This window comes from Streptomyces nanhaiensis (genome assembly GCF_046614825.1).
Taxonomy (GTDB): Bacteria; Actinomycetota; Actinomycetes; order Streptomycetales; family Streptomycetaceae; genus Streptomyces; species Streptomyces radiopugnans.
Genome location: NZ_JBKJFM010000358.1, coordinates 1 through 990, shown reverse-complemented (window position 1 = coordinate 990; position 990 = coordinate 1). Strand labels below are relative to the sequence as shown.

At 71.4% G+C, this 990-nt stretch carries 1 protein-coding gene; it reads left to right on the top strand.

The window, feature by feature from the left end; genetic code table 11:
- Positions 1 to 224: 224 nt before the first annotated feature.
- Positions 225 to 990 (top strand): sporulation protein (locus ACLIYP_RS30575; RefSeq protein WP_412716318.1); only part of this gene is annotated, 766 nt, incomplete at its 3' end.

Sequence of the window (990 nt, the reverse complement as noted above, 5' to 3'; positions counted from 1 at the left end):
CGACGGCGAACTGCTGGACCAGGCGTTCGGCGTGAAGACCGTGGCCGACCTGGCCAAGCTGAAGTACGTCCGCTGGGCCCAGGCCCTGGCCGCGCTGGACACCACCGCCAAGTAACCACCGAAGGCCGCGTGGCGCCGCGCACGGCGCGGTCCCCGCTCCCCCGGCGCGGCGCCACGCGCCTTCACCCGCACAGGCACACGCACACGTGAAGGAGAACGCCGCGATGGTGTTCAAACGACTGCTCGGCTCGCTCGGCGTGGGCGGACCCACCGTCGACACGGTCCTGGAACAGGGCGCCGCCCTGCCGGGCGGCCCGCTGTCCGGGCAGATCCACCTCAAGGGCGGCAGCGCCGATTTCGACATCGACCACATCACCCTGGAACTGATCGCCCGCGTCGAGGTCGAACACGAGGACGGCGAGTCCGAGGGCGGCATCGCCTTCGAGCGCTTCACCGTCGCCGGCAACTTCCGTCTGGCCGAGGGCGAGGAGCGCACCGTCCCGTTCACCGTGACGCTGCCGTGGGAGACCCCGGTCACCGAACTGTACGGCCAGCCCCTGGGCGTCGTCCTGGGGGTGCGCACCGAACTGGCCGTGGCCGGAGCGAAGGACAAGGGCGACCTCGACCCCCTGACGGTCGGCCCGCTGCCCGCACAGGAAGCGGTCCTGGAGGCCCTCGGACAGCTGGGGTTCGGCTTCAAGTCCGCCGACCTGGAGTACGGCCGCATCCACGGCACCGGCCAGACCCTGCCCTTCTACCAGGAGATCGAACTCACCCCCGCTCCGCAGTACGCGCACGCGGCGACCGAGATCGAGGTGACCTTCCTGGCCCACCCCGGCGGCATGGAGGTGGTGCTGGAGGCCGACAAGCGCGGCGGCCCGTTCGGCGGCGGACACGACGCCCTCACCCGCTTCACCGTCGGCCACCAGGACGTCCGCGACTGGAACACCGAGGTCGACGGCTGGGTACGGCAGCTCCTCGAACACCGCG